Origin of the sequence: Alitabrizicola rongguiensis, from assembly GCF_021491355.1 — a bacterium.
Taxonomy (GTDB): domain Bacteria; phylum Pseudomonadota; class Alphaproteobacteria; order Rhodobacterales; family Rhodobacteraceae; genus Aliitabrizicola; species Aliitabrizicola rongguiensis.
In genome coordinates this window covers 1-2500 of sequence record NZ_JAKENF010000010.1, presented here as the reverse complement: position 1 = coordinate 2500, position 2500 = coordinate 1, and the positions used below count along the sequence as shown (strand labels likewise).

Annotated in this window: 1 tRNA gene and 2 rRNA genes (1 of these 3 cut by a window edge); all 3 read left to right on the top strand. The window is 55.2% G+C overall.

Annotated elements, in window-relative coordinates:
• A 23S ribosomal RNA gene (locus tag L0V05_RS20420) occupies positions 1-2096 on the top strand; it begins 735 nt to the left of the window's first position.
• 121 nt (positions 2097-2217) lie between these two features.
• Positions 2218-2332: ribosomal RNA gene (rrf, locus tag L0V05_RS20415) — 5S ribosomal RNA — on the top strand.
• A 91-nt stretch (positions 2333-2423) separates the two neighbouring features.
• Positions 2424-2500 (top strand) — tRNA-Met (locus L0V05_RS20410).

The following is a 2500-nucleotide window of genomic DNA, read 5'->3' as shown; positions in this document are numbered from 1 at the left end:
AACACCAACTGGAGGTCCGAACCAACACCCGTTGAAAAGGGTCTGGATGACTTGTGGCTAGGGGTGAAAGGCTAATCAAACCTGGAGATAGCTGGTTCTCCGCGAAAGCTATTTAGGTAGCGCCTCGGACGAATACCCACGGGGGTAGAGCACTGCATGGATGATGGGGGCCCACAGCCTTACTGAGTCTAAGCAAACTCCGAATACCGTGGAGTACTATCCGGGAGACACACATCGGGTGCTAACGTCCGGTGTGAAGAGGGAAACAACCCTGACCTGCAGCTAAGGCCCCTAATTCACGGCTAAGTGGGAAAGCATGTGGGACGGCCAAAACAACCAGGAGGTTGGCTTAGAAGCAGCCATCCTTTAAAGATAGCGTAACAGCTCACTGGTCTAGATAAGCTGTCCTGCGGCGAAGATGTAACGGGGCTCAAGCCGTGAGCCGAAGCTCGGGATGCATAGCGATATGCGTGGTAGCGGAGCGTTCTGTGATATAGCTCAATGCCTCTTCTGATCCTACGGGATCAACGGAGGCACGGAGCTTTCTGTGAAGCCGGGCCGTAAGGCATCCGGTGGAGAGATCAGAAGCGAGAATGTTGACATGAGTAGCGACAAACAGGGTGAGAGACCCTGTCGCCGAAAGTCCAAGGGTTCCTGCTTAAAGCTAATCTGAGCAGGGTAAGCCGGCCCCTAAGGCGAGGCCGAAAGGCGTAGTCGATGGGAACCAGGTTAATATTCCTGGGCCAGGAGGAAGTGACGGATCTCGAAGGTAGTTTGCCCTTATCGGATTGGGTGGGCTGCTCAGAGGTCCCTGGAAATAGCCCTCCATCAGACCGTACCCTAAACCGACACAGGTGGACTGGTAGAGTATACCAAGGCGCTTGAGAGAACCACATCAAAGGAACTCGGCAAAATGCCTCCGTAAGTTCGCGAGAAGGAGGCCCCACTTTTACGCAAGTAGAGGTGGGGGGCACAAACTAGGGGGTGGCGACTGTTTACTTAAAACACAGGGCTCTGCGAAGCCGTAAGGCGACGTATAGGGTCTGACGCCTGCCCGGTGCTGGAAGGTTAAAAGGAGGGGTGCAAGCTCCGAATTGAAGCCCCAGTAAACGGCGGCCGTAACTATAACGGTCCTAAGGTAGCGAAATTCCTTGTCGGGTAAGTTCCGACCTGCACGAATGGCGTAACGATCTCCCCGCTGTCTCTGATGTGGACTCAGCGAAATTGAACTGTGTGTCAAGATGCACACTACCCGCGGTTAGACGGAAAGACCCCATGAACCTTTACTCTAGCTTTGCACTGGCATCAGGATTGTGATGTGCAGGATAGGTGGTAGGCATTGAAACCGGGACGCCAGTCTCGGTGGAGCCTCCCTTGAGATACCACCCTTCGCACTCTTGATGTCTAACCGCGGCCCGTTATCCGGGTCCGGGACCCTGCATGGTGGGGAGTTTGACTGGGGCGGTCGCCTCCCAAATCGTAACGGAGGCGCGCGAAGGTTGGCTCAGAGCGGTCGGAAATCGCTCGTTGAGTGCAATGGCAGAAGCCAGCCTGACTGCAAGACTGACAAGTCGAGCAGAGACGAAAGTCGGCCATAGTGATCCGGTGGTCCCAAGTGGGAGGGCCATCGCTCAACGGATAAAAGGTACTCTGGGGATAACAGGCTGATGATGCCCAAGAGTCCATATCGACGGCATCGTTTGGCACCTCGATGTCGGCTCATCTCATCCTGGGGCTGGAGCAGGTCCCAAGGGTATGGCTGTTCGCCATTTAAAGAGGTACGTGAGCTGGGTTTAGAACGTCGTGAGACAGTTCGGTCCCTATCTGCCGTGGGTGTAGGAGACTTGAGAAGAGTTGCCCCTAGTACGAGAGGACCGGGGTGAACGATCCACTGGTGGACCAGTTGTCGTGCCAACGGCAGTGCTGGGTAGCTATGATCGGACAGGATAAACGCTGAAGGCATCTAAGCGTGAAGCCCCCTTCAAAACGAGGTCTCCCTTGAGGGCCGTGGAAGACCACCACGTCGATAGGCCGGAGGTGTAAGTGCGGCAACGCATTCAGCTGACCGGTACTAATTGCCCGATAGGCTTGATTTGATCCAGTAACAGCATGACCAAAAGTCGAAAGACCAACCGTCAGAGCTCCTGGAAGCAGTCAAAAGCAGCTAAACTTCGGAACAATCCCTAATCGGGACTGATGTTCGCGTTTCTTCCTCGGTTTGGTGGTCATAGCACGAGCAAAACACCCGATCCCATCCCGAACTCGGCCGTTAAGTGCCGTCGCGCCAATGGTACTGCGTCTCAAGACGTGGGAGAGTAGGTCACCGCCAAACCTAGAAAGAAACGCACTCCAAAATCTCTCGAAAACGATGACAGACCGCGCCACATCACCGGAAAACAGACCGGATACCGTGACGCAACCGGCGCGGGGTGGAGCAGCCCGGTAGCTCGTCAGGCTCATAACCTGAAGGCCGCAGGTTCAAATCCTGCCCCCGCAACCA